16 protein-coding genes are annotated in these 14821 nt (G+C 72.7%); 4 read left to right on the forward strand and 12 right to left on the reverse strand.

Features of this window, described 5'->3' with window-relative positions:
* Window positions 1–95 precede the first annotated feature (95 nt).
* Window positions 96–1154 (reverse strand): tetratricopeptide repeat protein, encoded by a 1059-nt coding sequence (locus tag G407_RS0122225; protein WP_043540353.1) that lies wholly within the window; start codon window positions 1152–1154, stop codon window positions 96–98.
* Complete coding sequence (locus G407_RS0122230; RefSeq protein ID WP_029032578.1) at window positions 1151–1840, reverse strand: thiamine phosphate synthase; 690 nt, start codon at window positions 1838–1840, stop codon at window positions 1151–1153. The genes G407_RS0122225 and G407_RS0122230 overlap by 4 nt, the downstream gene beginning before the upstream one ends.
* 186 nt (window positions 1841–2026) lie before the next feature.
* Here G407_RS0122230 and G407_RS0122235 point away from each other — a divergent pair, with 186 nt between their 5' ends.
* Window positions 2027–2260, forward strand: a complete 234-nt coding sequence (locus tag G407_RS0122235; RefSeq protein WP_029032579.1) for a DUF2798 domain-containing protein — start codon at window positions 2027–2029, stop codon at window positions 2258–2260.
* A 10-nt stretch (window positions 2261–2270) separates the two neighbouring features.
* On the opposite strand, the gene G407_RS0122240 is transcribed toward G407_RS0122235, so the two are convergent.
* The 3 genes from G407_RS0122240 to G407_RS29415 form a co-directional block, all read right to left on the reverse strand.
* Window positions 2271–3053, reverse strand: coding sequence for a tellurite resistance TerB family protein (locus G407_RS0122240; RefSeq protein WP_029032580.1), 783 nt, complete (start codon window positions 3051–3053; stop codon window positions 2271–2273).
* Window positions 3054–3117: 64 nt separating this feature from the next.
* On the reverse strand, window positions 3118–4467 hold the full coding sequence (locus G407_RS29410; protein WP_084327733.1) for a DUF2254 domain-containing protein: 1350 nt from the start codon (window positions 4465–4467) through the stop codon (window positions 3118–3120).
* A 56-nt stretch (window positions 4468–4523) separates the two neighbouring features.
* A complete protein-coding gene (locus G407_RS29415; protein WP_052341750.1) occupies window positions 4524–4940 on the reverse strand; it encodes a Fur family transcriptional regulator in 417 nt (138 codons plus the stop codon).
* A 381-nt stretch (window positions 4941–5321) separates the two neighbouring features.
* Between G407_RS29415 and G407_RS0122255 the strand changes: the two genes are divergently transcribed.
* On the forward strand, window positions 5322–6209 hold the full coding sequence (locus tag G407_RS0122255) for an RsmD family RNA methyltransferase (protein WP_052341751.1): 888 nt from the start codon (window positions 5322–5324) through the stop codon (window positions 6207–6209).
* Window positions 6206–7030, forward strand: coding sequence for a TrmH family RNA methyltransferase (locus tag G407_RS0122260; RefSeq protein WP_029032582.1), 825 nt, complete (start codon window positions 6206–6208; stop codon window positions 7028–7030). Before G407_RS0122255 ends, G407_RS0122260 begins: the two co-directional genes overlap by 4 nt.
* On the opposite strand, the gene G407_RS29420 is transcribed toward G407_RS0122260, so the two are convergent.
* The 4 genes from G407_RS29420 to purL form a co-directional block, all read right to left on the reverse strand.
* A complete protein-coding gene (locus G407_RS29420) occupies window positions 6991–7578 on the reverse strand; it encodes a hypothetical protein (protein ID WP_043540354.1) in 588 nt (195 codons plus the stop codon). The genes G407_RS0122260 and G407_RS29420 overlap by 40 nt on opposite strands.
* A gap of 156 nt (window positions 7579–7734) precedes the next feature.
* The gene (gene grxD, locus G407_RS0122270) at window positions 7735–8070 is read right to left on the reverse strand and encodes a Grx4 family monothiol glutaredoxin (protein WP_029032583.1); all 336 of its coding nucleotides are present in this window, start codon (window positions 8068–8070) and stop codon (window positions 7735–7737) included.
* Window positions 8071–8126: 56 nt separating this feature from the next.
* Window positions 8127–8363, reverse strand: a complete 237-nt coding sequence (locus G407_RS0122275) for a BolA family protein (RefSeq protein WP_029032584.1) — start codon at window positions 8361–8363, stop codon at window positions 8127–8129.
* Between the two features lie 14 nt (window positions 8364–8377).
* Window positions 8378–10606 carry a phosphoribosylformylglycinamidine synthase subunit PurL gene (gene purL / locus G407_RS0122280; RefSeq protein ID WP_029032585.1) on the reverse strand — a complete coding sequence of 743 codons (2229 nt, stop codon included), beginning with the start codon at window positions 10604–10606 and terminating at the stop codon, window positions 8378–8380.
* 179 nt (window positions 10607–10785) lie between these two features.
* Here purL and G407_RS0122285 point away from each other — a divergent pair, with 179 nt between their 5' ends.
* Complete coding sequence (locus G407_RS0122285) at window positions 10786–11805, forward strand: TadE/TadG family type IV pilus assembly protein (protein ID WP_029032586.1); 1020 nt, start codon at window positions 10786–10788, stop codon at window positions 11803–11805.
* 27 nt (window positions 11806–11832) lie between these two features.
* Here G407_RS0122285 and ptsN read toward each other — a convergent pair whose 3' ends face one another.
* The 3 genes from ptsN to rpoN all read right to left on the reverse strand — a co-directional run bounded on the left by ptsN (window position 11833) and on the right by rpoN (window position 14695).
* Complete coding sequence (gene ptsN, locus G407_RS0122290) at window positions 11833–12297, reverse strand: PTS IIA-like nitrogen regulatory protein PtsN (protein ID WP_029032587.1); 465 nt, start codon at window positions 12295–12297, stop codon at window positions 11833–11835.
* 128 nt (window positions 12298–12425) lie between these two features.
* Entirely contained in the window at window positions 12426–13019 is a 594-nt protein-coding gene (gene hpf, locus G407_RS0122295; protein ID WP_029032588.1) for a ribosome hibernation-promoting factor, HPF/YfiA family, read from the reverse strand.
* A gap of 152 nt (window positions 13020–13171) precedes the next feature.
* Window positions 13172–14695: an RNA polymerase factor sigma-54 gene (gene rpoN, locus G407_RS0122300; protein WP_029032589.1), complete on the reverse strand. Its 1524-nt coding sequence runs from the start codon at window positions 14693–14695 to the stop codon at window positions 13172–13174.
* Window positions 14696–14821 lie beyond the last annotated feature (126 nt).

Genomic DNA, 14821 nt, shown 5'->3' on the forward strand with positions numbered 1-14821 from the left:
CGGTTAATCGATCGCGGCGAATTGCGAACGAGCCGACGCCGTGCAATTGATAATTGCCTCACCTCGACGCATCGGGCCTGCGGCGCGTGGGGTCGTCAGGGTCGCGCGAGGCGGCTCTCCGCCAGCGCGAGCGCGTCGGCCCGCTCCTCGGGGCTCAGCCGCGCGAGGGCCTCGTCGAGCCAGGCGTCCTCGAGCCCCTGCGAGGCGGCGGCGAGATGCCAGGCGGCCGCCTCGACGGGGTCCTGCGCCACGCCGCGCCCCTCCACGTGGAGGCGCGCGAGACGGTTCTGGGCGACCGCATTGCCGCGGAACGCCGCCTCGCGGAACCAGCGCGCCGCCTCCGCCTCGTTCGGCGCGAGGCCGGCGCCGTTGAAGAGCGCGATGGCGTACTCGACCATGCCGGCGACGTCGCCGTTGCGGGCGGCGCGCGAGAACCACGCGGCCGCCGCGATCGGGTCCTCCTCGACGCCGCGTCCCTCGGCGTAGAGAACGCCGAGCGCATGCTGCGCGGGCGCGACGTCCGCCTCGGCGGCGAGCCGCATCAGCTCCGCCGCGCGGGCGAGGTCCGCCTCCGCCTCCGAGCCGAGCAGGAGGAGGGCGAGGTTGTAGGCGGCGCGGGGATGGCCCGCCTCGGCGGCGCGCTCCAGGAGGGCGCGGCCCTCCCGCGGGTCGGCGGGTGCGCCCTCGCCCTCGATGGCGATCATGGCGAGCGCGAACAGCGCGTTCGGGTCGCCCTCGCGGGCGGCGAGGCGGTACCAGTCGGCGGCGCGCGCGACGTCCTGCGGCACTCCGAGCCCTTGGGCGTAGAGTTCGCCGAGCAGCGTCATCGCGGCGGGGTCGTCGGGAACCCGCTCGAGCCGCTGGGTCGCGCGGTGGAAGGCGGTGAGATAGTAGCCGCGCTGGAAGGCGCCGTAGGCGAGGTCGGCGTCCGGGTCCGCATCGGCGCCGACTGGCGGCGGGGCGGCCAGCGTCGTGTCGCGAAAGCCGTTCGTCTCGACGGGCTCGCGCGCCGCCGGCGCCGTCACGACGGAGGGCTCGACCGGGGGCGCCGCATCCGCCGCGGGCGCCTCCGGCACCTGCGCGCCCGCCGGCGCCGCGAGGAGCGCGAGGCCGAGCGCCAGGCGAAGCGCGAGGAGCGGGAGCCCGCGCGTCACGAGCCGTCCTCCGTGGCGCGCCGCGCCCGCTCCGCGTCGGCGGCGTCGAGCGTCGCGCGTGCCCGCGCCAGCGCGTCGGCGGGACCCGCGGGATCGGCGAAGGCCGCCTCGCCGAGGGCGACGAACTCCGCTCCCGTCTCCGCGAGCGCCGCCACGGCGTCGAGGCTCGGGGCGAAGGCGACGCAGGGCGTCTCGAAGATCTCCGCCCACCACGCGGCACGCTCGTGCACGGTCTCGAGCCCCGGCAGCGAGCCGTCGGGCCGCGGCTCGCCGAAGAGCACGTAGTCGACGCCGATCTCGCCCGCGGTCATCGCGTCGTGGCGCGTCTTGAGCCCGCCGACACCGACGATCCGGTCGCTCTCCAGCCGCTCGCGCAGCAGCCGCGCCTCGGCGAGGTCGCGGGCGTGGACACCGTCGGCGCCGCCGCGGGTCGCGACGCGGCCGATATCGATCGCCTCCGCCGCGCCGCCGCGCCCCTCGACGGACACGACGAGCGCCGCGCCCGCCTCCTGCGCGATCGGCGAGAGGGCCTTGACGTGGTTGATCAGGAGCCGCTCCTCCCGAAGGGGCAGGCGCAGCAGCACCGCCGCGGCGGCGCCGTCCCGCGTCGCCGCGCGCAAGGTGGGCGCGAAGGCGGCGGGGTCCTCGACGATCGGGGTGACGAGATAGAGGAGGGTGGGCGTCACGAAATGCCTCTTGCGCTGTGCGCGGGGGCAGAGCGGTGCCGGATGCGGGCGCCGCGGCCGCCGGCGGGCTTGGCCGTGCGCGCGACCCGGGCTATGAGCGAAGCGCCCGCACGCCTTCTCTTGCCGCCCCGCGTCGCCCGGCGCAAGTGCCCGAGGACACGCGGCCTCTCGCCGACGGATCCGCCCGTGCGCAAGCTCCCGCCCCGTTTCGCCCCGATCCTCTTCGCGCTGTTCCTGTCGGGGATCATGTCCTTCGTCGTCTCGGGGATCGCGACCGTGCGCGCGGTCGGCTTCGACGACATCCTGTTCAAGTGGATTACCGGCTGGCTGTTCGCCTGGGCGGTCGCCTTTCCCGGGGTGCTGACCTTCGCGCCGCTCGTGCGCCGGATCGTCGCCCGGCTCGTCGAGCCGCCCGCGTGAGCCCGCCCGATCAGGTCGCCTCCATCACCGCCCGCTCGATCTCGCCGGTCAGCCCGCGGTCGAGCTCGAGCCGCGCGGCGAGCATGTCGAGATAGGCCCGCTCGGCGGGATGGTCCGGCACCATCGCCAGCAGCGAGGCGGCGTAGAGCTCCGCCGCCATCTCCGGCGTGCGCGCGGCGCGCACGACCTTGTCGATGTCGAGGGGGGCGGCGAGCTCGTCCATCACGAAGGCCTTCGCCTCCGCGTCGAGGCCGAGCTGCTCGATATGCGCGAAGACGCGCGTCTGCTCCTGCGCATCGATGTGGCCGTCGGCCTTCGCGCCCTGGATCATGGCGACGATGATCGCCCGGGCGAGCGCCTCCTCGCCGCCGGGCGCGTTCGCGGGCGCGAAGCCGCTGTCGGCGGGCGGCGGGAGCAGCGCGACGCCGCCGGCGGGCATCAGGTGCGTGGTGCCGTGGCCGGCGGGCTCCGCGACCGGCGTCCCCGCCGCCGCCTGGCTCTTGCGCCAGGCGGCGTAGGCGAGCCCCGCGACCGCGGCGACGCCGCCGATCTTGAGCGCCGTCCCGGCGGTCTTGCCGGCGAACTTGCGCGCGTTCTTGCTGCCCAGCAGCAGCCCGACGACGCCGCCCGCGAGGCCGCCCTTGAGCAGGTCCCCGCTTCCTCCGCCTGCGCCACCACGCGCATCGCCGCCGCCTTGCCCGAGCATCCGGCGCGCCTGCGCCTCGAGTCCGGAGAGATCGCCGGCGCGGGCGGAACCGAGGACCTGGTCGAGGAGCTTCTTCGCGTCGAGCATGGCGGGCCTTCATGGATGGGGTGCGACGCACTTCAGATGGGCGCGCGCGAGCGGGGCCGCAAGCTCAGCGCAGGCCGTCCTTGTGCGATACGGGCTCGTCGCGCGTCAGCGAGGCCACGGCGGCGTCGCGGCGCGCCTCGAGCGCGGCGAGGTCGCGCGGCTCGGCGATGACGCGACGACCGGCCTCGGCCGCGAGGTCGACGTGCTCGGCGATGACCGCCTTGCGCTCGGGGTCGCGGGCGATCTCGGCGAGCTGGGCGAGGGTCTCGAGCAGGTGCATGAGCACAGCGGGCTGCTCGGCGGCGGAGCGCCGGATCTGGTGGAAGGCGACGTCCACGAGCCCCTGGAAGGTCGAGACGGGAGAGATCACCCGCACGATGCCGTCCTGGTCGGGGAAGCCTCGCTCCGCCGAGGGGCGGCGCAGCACCGTCGCGATCGAGCGCCCGAGCCGGTTGATCACGGCGATGCCGGTGAAGGCGTCGTTCAGGCTCGGCGAGAGCGCGCGCAGGCCGATCTCGACGAGCTGGCGGAAGGCGAACTCGAGGTCCTGCACGGGCGTGCGCTCCGGGCCGACGACGACGGCCTCGCCGAAGGCGTCCTCGAGCGCCGGCGTCAGTGCCTCCGGCGGCGTCACCCGGGCGTGCACGCCGCCCGCGAGGATGTGGTGGCCCGGCCGGTAGGCGAGCTCGACGACGCAGTTCCCCTCGCAGGCCGCGCGCACGAGGAGCCCGTAGTCGATCGCCTGGATGTAGCCGCTCTCGCGCCCGTACAGCGGCACGGCGTCGGCATGCGTCGCGATGGAGCGCGGGTGCTGGCGCTGCTCGGGGCGCAGGTCCGGCAGGAAGTGCTCGATCATGGCGTCGAGCTGGTCGCCGACGCGGTGGACCAGGGTGTCCGCCACGATCGAGCGGGCGAGGTGGTGCACGTAGAACAGCAGCATCGCCACCGAGGCGAGGACGAGCACCGTCGCCCCGGTCACCGCCACCGCGGCCTGGCGCGCCGCCGCGTCCGGCGGCAGGCCGCGCAGCACCACGAGAAGGTAGACGATGGTGGCGAGGAACAGGCCGAGGCCCACCTGCGTGCGCCGGTCGCCGATGAAGTTTCGGATCAGGCGGAAGCCGAGCTGGTTCGCGGCCAGCGTGAGCACGACCATGGTGATCGAGATGGCGAGGGTCGCCATCGTGATCATCGAGGACAGGAGCGTCGCGACGAAGTCGGAGGGGGCGGCCGCAGGCGCCTCGAGCCAGCCCCACGCGTCGCCCTCCGGCAGCGCGAGCCGCAGCAGCCAGACGGCGAGCGCCGCCGCGGCGAGCGACATCAGCCCCGGGATGAACCAGAGGCTCGACTGCACGGCGTCCCAGAGGGTGGCGAGCCGGGAGCGGACCGGGCGAAACAGCGTGCGTCTACGTCTCATGGCTCCCCGTCCCCGACGGGGAGCGAACGGCGGAGCGGGAGCGCCCGTTCCGCGGCTCAGTCGCGGCAATGCGCGCAGGCGCCGGTGATCTCGAGCACCTGCCGGCGCGGGGCGAAGCGCTCCTGCGCCAGCATCTGCCCCACCGCCTTCGCCAGGGGCGCGGGCGCGAGCTCGTCGACGCCGCCGCAGGTCTCGCAGATCAGGAAGGCGACGAGCTCGTGCGGGGCATGGGCGTGCGGGCAGGCGGTGAAGGCGTTGCGGCTCTCGAGCTTGTGGGCGAAGCCCTGCTCGATCAGGAAGTCGAGGGCGCGGTAGACCGCGATCGGCGCGAGCCCGCGCCCGGCCTTGCTCTCGCCGGGGCCGTCCTGCGCGCCCTTCGCGTTGAGCGCGTCCAGGATCTCGTAGGCGCCCATCGGCGCGTGGCTCTCGAGCAGCGCCTCGAGCACCGCCCGGCGGATCGGCGTGAGCCGCACGCCGCGCTCGGCGCACGCCGCCTCCGCCGCCGCGCGTGCCTCCGGGAGGGCGGCCGCGCGGGCGTGTGCGTGCGCGCAGGAAGTGGAGTCGTCGTGAGCGTGGTCGTGATCGTGAGGGTGATCTCGGGGGTGATCGTGCGCCATGCGTGACGATATAGCATCGCAGCGCCGTCCGCGCCACGCATCGCGCCCGGGTCCTCCCCGGAGGGGAGGAGTCCGCGAAGCGCGGGCGGCGGGGCCGCTGAGATGTCCTCTCGAGCCGGCCCGCCGCCCGCCCCACCCTCCGGCCTTCGGCCGTCGTCCTCCCCTGCGGGAAGGAAGCGGTCGCGGTGCCGCCCGCCGCATTGCCCGCCTCGCTCCCCCCTGCTAAACCCCGCGGCCATGCGCCACGCGGATCTCCTCATCACCGACGGCTGGGACGGCTATCGCCTGCTCGACACGGGCGAAGGGCGCAAGCTCGAGCGCTTCGGCGACGTCGTCATGGACCGGCCGGAGCCGCAGGCGATCTGGGCCAAGGGCAACCGGGACCTCTGGGCGAAGGCGGACGCGATCTTCGACGCGGCCGAGGAGGCGGAGCAGGGCGCCTGGCGGTTCGCCCGCGGGCGGCTCGGCGACTGGCCGGTGCCGGTGCGAGACCTCGAGATCCTGTGCCGCGCCACCTCGTTCCGGCACGTCGGCATCTTTCCCGAGCAGATCGTGCACTGGGACTGGATGGAGGCGCGCATCCGGGCCGAGCGGCGGCCGGTCTCGGTGCTCAACCTGTTCGGCTATACCGGCGTCGCGAGCCTCGTCTGCGCGCGCGCCGGCGCCCGGGTCACCCATGTCGACGCCTCCAAGAAGGCGATCGCCTGGGCCAAGGAGAACCAGGCGGCCTCGGGCCTCGACGACAAGGGCGTGCGCTGGATCCTCGACGACGCGGTGAAGTTCGCCCAGCGCGAGATCCGCCGCGGCAACACCTACGACGCCATCCTGCTCGACCCGCCGCGCTACGGCCGCGGGCCGAACGGGGAGGTCTGGCATCTGTTCGAGCACCTGCCGCCGCTGATGGACCTGTCCCGGCAGCTCTTGTCCGACCAGCCGAGCTTCGTCACGCTGACCGCCTACGCCGTGCGGCTCTCGTTCATGACGCTGCACGAGCTGATGCGCGACGCCTTCGGCGCGCGCGGCGGCTCCATCTCGTCCGGCGAGCTCGTGACCCGCGACCAGGCGAACGAACGCCACCTCTCCACCTCGCTCTTCGCGCGCTGGACGCCGGAGGCAGGTGGATGACCGAGCATCCGCGGGTGCGCGAGGTCACGAGCCTCTCCAACGCGACCGTGAAGGAGCTGCGCGCGCTCCACGACCGCAAGGGGCGCCGCGAGAGCGGGCTGTTCCTGGCCGAGGGCGCGCGCACGGCGCTCGAAGCCCTCGACAACGGACGGGCGCCCGAGATCCTCGTCTACCATCGCGAGGGCCGCGAGCGCGACGTCGTGCGCCGCCTGCGCCATGCCTGCCTCGACGCCGGCGGCGAGTGCCTCGAGGTGGACGACGCGGTCCTCGCCAAAATCGCGCGCAAGGACAATCCCCAGAGCGTGGTGGCCGCCTTCCGCTGGACCCGCCGCGGCTTCGACGCGATCGATCCCGCCGCCGCGCGGGTCTTCGTGGCGCTCGACCGGGTGCGCGACCCCGGCAATCTCGGCACGATCGTGCGCACCGCGGACGCGGTCGGCGCCGGGGGCGTGCTGCTGGTGGGGGAGACCTGCGATCCGGCCTCGGTGGAGGCCGTGCGGGCCTCGATGGGCTCGATCTTCGCCGTGCCTTTGTTCGAGGGGAGCGAGGCGGACTTCCTGGCGCTCGCCGCGCGCTGGCCCGGCAGCGTGGTCGGCACCGCGCTGCCCGCCTCGCAGCACTATCGCCGCGCGGACCTGCGCCACCCGATCCTGCTCGTCATGGGCAACGAGCAGGCGGGGGTGACGGAGGCGATCGCGAACGCCTGCACCGACCTCGTGCGCATCCCCATGCGCGGCCGCGCCGACAGCCTCAATCTCGCCATCGCCACGGCCGTCGCGCTCTACGGGATCGCGGAGCCCGAGGACGTCGCGCTCGGCTGAGGGGCACGCTCCGCCTCGAAGCTCGCGATCTCGCGCGGCATGCCCTGCGCGTCCGCGAAGGCGACCATGTCGCGGCGCAGGATCTCCTCGTAGTGCCGCGGCGTGCGGATCGTCATGCGCCGGCCGCGATCGAAGATCACGAGCGGCATGCCGGCGACCGACGCCGAGCGGAAGATCTCGACGAGCGCCGAGCTCTTCCAGGCGAGCGGCCGGTCCGGGTCGACGAAGACGACGAGCGCGTTCTCGAGCGGGTCCTTGTGGAAATAGGCGCCGGCGTCGAGCGGGTGGGGGATGCGCCGGCGGTCCGGATGGCTCGTTCGCTGGGCGGTGAGGTAGGCGCACTCGTAGGCCCGGCAGGTCCCGGGCCGCTCCGGCGCGCCGAAGAGGCCGCAGCCGGGCGCGCCGGAGGCCTGCGCGGCGATGTACCCGCAGGGACGGTACATCGGCTTGTCGAGGGCGAGGATCTCGGGAAGCGTGCAGCAATAGGTGCAGCCGCGGCAGGGCGAGGCCGCGACGCCGAGCTTCGCCTTGCGCTTCGCCTCCCCCATCGTACCTCCCGTTCGCCTCCGCCGTATCCTCCCCGGAGGGGAGGAGTCCGCGCGAAGCGCGGGCGGTGGGGCCGTTCGGATGTGTCGGCGAGCGCTATCGCCGCCGTCCCCACCCTCCGGCCTGCGGCCGTCGTCCTCCCCTGCGGGGAGGCGGCGTCAGGCGCCCTGCTTCACCGGCACGCCCTTCTCGGTGAAGAACTGCTGCAGCTCGCCGGACTGGAACATCTCGCGGGTGATGTCGCAGCCGCCGACGAACTCGCCCTTGACGTAGAGCTGCGGGATCGTCGGCCAGTTGGAATAGTCCTTGATGCCCTGGCGGACGCCCTCGTCGTCGAGCACGTTGACGCCCTTGTAGGGCACGCCGAGGTAGTTGAGGATCTGGACCACCTGGCCCGAGAACCCGCACATCGGGAACTGCGGCGTGCCCTTCATGAAGAGCACGACGTCGTTCGACTTCACTTCCGCATCGATCGTCTGGTGCGCGTCGGCCATGGTCGTCTCCTTGCTCCGGCGTTCAAGGCGCCGGACCTCGATGTGCGAGACCCTCCTCAGGTCTCGGCGGGAATGGTGGTGAGCGCGAGTGCGTGCAGCACGCCGCCCATCCGGCCCTGGAGGGCGGAATAGACCATCTGGTGCTGCTGGACCCGGCTCTTGCCCTTGAAGGAGGCCGAGGTGACGGTGGCGGCGTAGTGATCGCCGTCGCCGGCGAGATCCCGGATCTCGACATTGGCGTCGGGGATCGCCTCCTTGATCATGCGCTCGATCTCGCGCGCGTCCATCGGCATCGGGTCGCCTCCCCTCAGGCCGGCTCGCCCGCCATGTAGGCGGGCAGCCAGGATTCGTGTGCGTCCTTCAAGGACACGACAGATATGGCCCGAGAGCCGGGCAGAATCAACGCGTCCCCGCCGGTCTCCCCCAGCCGCGTGGCGGCCACGCCGGCCGCCCGCGCGCGGGCGAGGAGGGTGTCGAGCCGATCCGCCGGGACGGCCAGGAGATAGCGGCCCTGGTCCTCGCCGAACAGCGCGGCGTGGCTCGGCAGGGGACCCGCGGCACCCTCCGGCAGCACGTCGATCCGCGCCCCGATCCCGCGGCCGATGCAGCATTCGGCGAGCGCGACGGCGAGGCCGCCGTCGGAGAGGTCGTGCACCGTGTCGAGGACGCTCTCGGCGATCAGCGTGCGCACCAGCTCGCCGGCGCGCCGCTCGGCGGCGAGGTCGACCGGTGGCGGCGCGCCCTCCTCGCGGCCGCAGAGGAGGGCGAGCCAGAGCGAGGCGCCGAGCCAGCCCTGTGTCCGCCCGAGCAGGACGACCGCGTCGCCTTCGCGCCGGAACGGGATCGTGGCGTGGACGGCGCAATCCTCCAGCACGCCGACGCCGCCGATGGTGGGCGTGGGGAGGATGCCGCGCTCGTTGGTCTCGTTGTAGAGCGAGACGTTGCCGGAGACGACGGGGAAGTCGAGCGCGGCGCAGGCCTCGCCGAGCCCGCGGATGCAGCCGACGAGCTGGCCCATGTAGTGCGGCCGCTGCGGGTTGCCGAAATTGAGGTTGTCGGTGATCGCGAGCGGCAGGCCGCCCACGGCGCAGATGTTGCGGTAGGCCTCCGCCACCGCCTGCTTGCCGCCCTCGACGGGGTCGGCTTCGCAATAGCGCGGCGTGACGTCGGTGGTGAGCGCGAGGCCCTTGGGTCCCTCCAGCACCCGCACGATGGCGGCGTCGCCGCCGGGCGGCTGCACGGTGCTCGAGCCGATCAGGTGGTCGTACTGCTCCCAGACCCAGCGCTTGGAGCACAGGTCCGGCGAGCCGACGAGCGCGAGGAGGGCCTCGTCGTCGGGGATCGGCGCGGAGACCTCGGCGGGGTCGATCACGGGGCGCTCGGGTGACGGCGTCCAGGGGCGGTCGTAGACCGGCGCCTCGTCGCCGAGTTCCTTGATCGGCAGGTCCGCCTCGATGCGGCCCTGGTGCTTGACGACGAAGCGCAGCGTGTCGGTGGTCTTGCCGATGACGGCGAAGTCGAGACCCCACTTGCGGAAGATCGCCTCCGCCATCTCGCGCTTGCCGGGCTCGAGCACCATGAGCATGCGCTCCTGGCTCTCCGAGAGCATCATCTCGTAGGCGGTCATGCCCTCCTCGCGGCAGGGCACGGCGTCGAGGTCGAGCTCGATGCCGAGGTCGCCCTTGGCGCCCATCTCCACCGCCGAGGAGGTGAGCCCGGCCGCGCCCATGTCCTGGATCGCGACGACGGCGCCCGTGGCCATCAGCTCGAGGCAGGCCTCGAGCAGCAGCTTCTCGGCGAAGGGATCGCCCACCTGCACCGTCGGGCGCTTCTCCTCGGCGCTGTCGTCGAAGGACGCGGAGGCCATCGTGGCGCCGTGGATGCCGTCGCGGCCGGTCTTCGAGCCGAGATAGACGATCGGGTTGCCCACGCCCGTGGCCTTGGCCGTGAAGATCCCGTCGGTGCGCGCCAGCCCCACCGCCATGGCGTTGACGAGGATGTTGCCGTCGTAGGCCGTGTGGAAGCCCACCGACCCCGCCACCGTCGGCACGCCGAAGGAATTGCCGTAGCCGCCGATGCCGGCGACGACGCCGGAGACCAGATGGCGGGTCTTGGGGTGGTCGGGCGAGCCGAAGCGCAGGGCGTTCAAGGCCGCGATCGGCCGCGCTCCCATGGTGAAGACGTCGCGCAGGATGCCGCCCACCCCCGTCGCCGCACCCTGGTAGGGCTCGATGAAGCTCGGGTGGTTGTGGCTCTCCATCTTGAAGACGCAGGCGAGCCCGTCGCCGATGTCGATGACGCCGGCGTTCTCGCCCGGGCCCTGGATCACCCACGGCGCGCTCGTGGGGAGACCGCGCAGGTGCTTGCGCGAGGACTTGTAGGAGCAGTGCTCGTTCCACATCGCCGAGACGATGCCGAGCTCGGTGAGCGTCGGCTCGCGCCCGATCAGCGCGACGAAGCGCGCGTACTCGTCCGGCGCGAGGCCGTGCTCGGCCACGAGCGCGGGGGTGATTGGGGGCGTCTGCGCGTCGGTCATGGATCGGGGTCCCGGCTGTCGGGACGGCTGTAGACGCTCGGCGCGGCGGACGCAATCCGGGGCGCCTTCGGCGAGACCTTACCGAACCCTCGACGCCTGTGCCGTTCCGGCACGCGGTGCGATGGCACGCATTTCGCTCGAATGCACCACAAATGCGTATCGAATCGTGGAGACGATCCATGCACCCCGTCAACCGTCTCATCGCGGACCGCTCCGGCGCCACCGCCATCGCCTTCGCGCTGACCATCGTGCCGCTGATCGCGATCGCCGGGGCGGCGGTCGACTACGCCCGCGCGACGAGCGTCAAGGCGGACCTGCAGCGCGCCGCGGACGCAACGGCGCTGCGTCTCGCGACGGAATCCCTCCAGGGGCGTCGCCACGACGCGCAGGCGGTGTTCACCGCCGTGCTCGTGGAGACCGGCGTCGACGTGCTGGGCACCAGCGCGAGCGCGGCCTTGGTCGGGACGCACCGCGTCCAGGTCGACGCCACGGCCGTGGTGCCGATGACGCTCGCCTCCTTCCTGATGCCGCGGGTCGACGTCGGCGTGACGGCGACCGCCGCGGCGACGCAGCGCACGACGCCGTTCGAGATCGAGCGGGCGAACCTCAGCGTCGAGGCGGCGGACTACAACGAGCTGCGCGTCTATTGCTACAACGAGGATCGTGACGAGCGCCTCGGCGTGATCCACAGCGAGAGCGGCCTGCGCGAGGACGGCTTCCTGAAGATCGCCGACAACACGGACGCGGGCGTCGCCGCCCAGCCGGAGACGCTCACCGTCGAATGCGGGCCGGGCGAGGCGCTGAGCTATCACCTCATCAACATCCGCAACGCGCGCACGAGCGCCGCCGCGCGCCGGAACAACGAGCGCTGGGACCACTACACCGACACAACGTTACGCGGGGGCGTCGCGCAGTACAACACGCAGTACCGCGACCTGATCGAGACGATTCGCTGCCGCACCGCCGAGGAATGCGAGCCCGGCCACCCGGACTCGATCATCCCGGGCAACGCCCAGCGCGGCCGCACGCCGGCAGTGAACACCGAGGTCTGCCTGCCCGGCGAGTACATGTATTTCGGCTGGGAGGATCGCCCGCCGCACATCGGCGCCTGGACCGACCAGGACTACGACGACATCCGCGTGGTGATGCGCTGCGGTGGCGACGTGCTCGGGCCGATCAACGTCTTGCTCGTGGAGTGATCGCGCGAGGCGCGTCCCCCGCCCGCGTCACGCCGCCGCGGGCTCGGAATTCTCGATCAGCACGGCGTAGATCGCGGCCGCGTCGTGCGCTGCGCGCAGGCGATCCAGCACGCCGGGGCGGCGCAGCACGCGGGCCACCCGGGCGAGCGCCTTGAGATGGTCCGCCCCCGCGCCCTCGGGTGCGAGCAGCAGGAACAGGACGTCGACGGGCGTGCCGTCGATGGCGTCGAAGTCGATCGGCTTCTCCAGCCGCGCCACGAAGCCGAACAGCCGGTCGAGCCTGGCGAGCTTGCCGTGGGGGATGGCGATCCCCTCGCCGACGCCCGTGGAGCCGAGGCGCTCGCGCTGGAGCAGCGTCTCGAAAATGGCCTGCTGGTCGAGCCCGGTGAGGCCGGCCGCGTGGCTCGCGAGCTCCTGGAGAGCCTGCTTCTTGCCCCCGACCTTCAGGGCGGGGGCGATCGCGTCTGGGGATAGGAGTTCGACAAGCGCCATGACGATCAATCAGCCTCGGAGCCGTGGCCCACGCTCCTCGCGGGCGCGCGGCGCGTGACACGGGTCCCCCGAGATCGCAGCTCCTCGTGATCGGTCCCTCTCGGGGCGCGGCTCTGGCGAGGCGCGCCTCAGCGCGCCGGTTCCGGAGGATCGATCCACCCGATCGCCCCGTCGTGCCGGCGGTATACGACGTTCATGCGTCCGGTGCCAGCGTGGAGAAAGATCATGAAGGGCGCGCCCGAGAGGTCGAGCTCCAGCACGGCCTCGGCCACGGAGCGGCGATGCAGCGCGCGCGTCGATTCGGCGATGACGACGGGGCTGTAGCCCTCCTCGGCGTCCTCGACCTCGTCCTCGACGTCCTCGGCCGGCGCCTCCAGGATGGCGTAGGCGGCCTCCACGGGGGCGATCTTGTTGCCCTTGGCGTCCGACTGGTGGTCCCGCAGGCGGCGCTTGTGGCGGCGCAGCCGCTTCTCGATTCGATGCGCCGACTGATCGAAGGCGGCGTAGGCGTCGTGGGCCATGCCCTGCGATTCGAGGGTCACCCCGGTCGGCAGATGGATGACGCATTCCGTGCGGAACCCGGTCCCCTCCTTCTCCACGGTCACGTGGCCGGTGACGGAGCCGTCGAAGTACTTGGCGACGGCGGCGTCCACCCGCTCCTGCACCTGGGCGCGCAGGGCGTCCCCGATGTCCATGTTCTTGCCGGAGATCCGTAGGGTCATGCGTTGTCTCTCCCCCGATGGCGACGGGCTCCCCCGCTCGCGACACGCGCACCCCCCGTCCGGGACGGGTCTGGCGCGGTTCGTTCCTCCATGTGGTAAGGAGGCGGGGCGCGTCCGTCAACGAAGGGCGGGGCGCCGGAGGTCCACCCGTGTCAGCCGCCCTTCGCCCGGCGGCGCTCGATCGAGGAGGGAATGCGCAGCGATTCCCGGTACTTGGCGACTGTCCGCCGGGCGATGTCGATGCCCTCTCCCCGCAGGATCTTGACGAGCTGATCGTCGGAGAGGACGGCGCTCGGGCGCTCGGCGTCGATGAGCTGCTTGATGCGGTGGCGCACCGCCTCGGAGGAGTGCTGGTCGCCCCCCGTCCCCGCGATCGCCGCCGTGAAGAAGTACTTCATCTCGAACACGCCGCGCAGCGTGCCGATCGACTTGTTGGAGGTCACCCGCGAGACGGTCGATTCGTGCATGCCGATGGCGTCGGCGATGGTGCGCAGGTTGAGCGGGCGCAGGTGGGTGACGCCGTGGGCGAAGAAACCGTCCTGCTGGCGCACGATCTCGCTCGCCACCTTGAGGATGGTCTTCGCCCGCTGGTCCAGGGAGCGGGTCAGCCAGTTCGCGTTCTGCAGGCACTCGGTGACGAAGGCCCGCTCGGTGTCCGTCTTGGCCGAGCGTGCGACGCGTGCGTAGTAGGCCTGGTTCATCAGGACGCGCGGCAGCGTGTCGGGGTTGAGGTCGATCAGCCAGGATCCGTCGGGCGCGGGGCGCACGAAGACGTCGGGCACGAGCACCTCGACCGGCGCGCCGCCGAAGGCGCGGCCGGGCTTGGGGTCGAGCGCGCGGATCTCGCGGATCATCTGCGCGAGGTCCTCCTCGTCGACGCCGCACAGGCGCTCGAGCGCCTTGAGGTCGCGCTTGGCGAGGAGGTCGAGGCGCGAGACGAGCGCCTGCATGGCGGGATCGAAGCGGTCGCGCTCGCGCAGCTGGATCGCGAGGCACTCGGCGAGGTCGCGCGCGCCGACGCCCGCGGGATCGAATCGCTGGATCGTGGCGAGGACGCGCTCCACGAGCGGGACGGGGCACGAGAGCCGCCCGGCCACCGCCTCGACGGTCTCGGCGAGCCAGCCCGCCTCGTCGATGGCGTCGATCAGGAAACGGCCGACGAGGCGCTCCATCGGGTCGGCGACGGCGAGGTCGAGCTGGCCCGCGAGGTGCTCCGCGAGCGTCACCTCCCGGGCGAGGCGGGCCTCGAAATCGGTCTCCGGCCCGTCGAACGAGCCGCCGGGGCCGACGCCGGTCCAGGGGCCCGGCGCGAGCGGAAGCCGGTCGCCCTCGGCGAAGGCCTGCGCCTCGGCCCGCGGGCCGACGCCGGAGCCGTCCGGGTCGAAGGAATTGTCGAGCGAGGTGTCGAGGTCGCCCTCCAGCGTCGAGCGGTCCGAAGGCAGCGTGTCCGTGTCCCAGGCGGGGGGCTCGTCGGAGACGGGCTCGGGCCGCTCGCGGGCGTCGGGCCCGTCGCTCTCCTCGTGCCGCTCGAGCAGGGGATTGCGCTCGAGCTCGGCGTCGACGTAGGCCACGAGATCGAGATGGGAGAGCTGCAGGAGCTTGATCGCCTGCAGGAGCTGAGGCGTCATCACCAGGGACTGGCCCTGGCGCAGCTCCATTCGTTGCGACAGACTCATGCGTACCCTCGCGACCGCCCGGCCGGGCTCACCGGCATGGAACTTGCTTTGCGATCGTTACGATACTTATAAGCCGGCGCTGGGTTCGTCAAAGCGTCGCCGCGGCAACGGCCCCCCGCCGATGCA

The organism is Salinarimonas rosea DSM 21201 (assembly GCF_000429045.1).
In the GTDB taxonomy this organism is placed as follows: Bacteria; Pseudomonadota; Alphaproteobacteria; order Rhizobiales; family Beijerinckiaceae; genus Salinarimonas; species Salinarimonas rosea.